Annotated in this window: 1 protein-coding gene; it reads left to right on the plus strand. The window is 37.7% G+C overall.

Annotated features, from left to right (window positions below; translation table 11 throughout):
- Positions 1 to 440: IS3 family transposase (locus HMPREF2987_RS00675; protein WP_142995326.1), on the plus strand; the 440-nt coding region annotated here is incomplete at both ends.

The raw sequence follows: 440 nt of genomic DNA on the forward strand, positions 1-440 counted from the left end.
TACACAGATGTGACAGAATTTGCCATTCCAGCAAGTACCCAAAAGCTTTACTTATCACCAGTTTTAGATGGCTTTAATAGCGAAATTATCGCCTATAATCTTTCAACTTCACCCAACTTAGAACAAGTAAAAACAATGTTGGAACAGGCATTCACAGAGAAGCACTACGAGAATACGATTCTCCATAGTGATCAAGGCTGGCAATATCAACACGATTCTTATCATCAGTTTCTAGAGGGTAAGGGAATTCAAGCATCCATGTCGCGTAAGGGTAACAGCCCAGACAATGGAATGATGGAGTCCTTCTTTGGGATTCTGAAATCGGAGATGTTTTATGGTTATGAGAAGTCATTTCAGTCGCTTAAGCAATTGGAACAAGCTATTGTAAACTATATTGATTATTACAACAACAAACGAATTAAGGTAAAACTAAAAGGACT

It is taken from the genome of Streptococcus sp. HMSC067H01 (genome assembly GCF_001814775.1).
In the GTDB taxonomy this organism is placed as follows: domain Bacteria; phylum Bacillota; class Bacilli; order Lactobacillales; family Streptococcaceae; genus Streptococcus.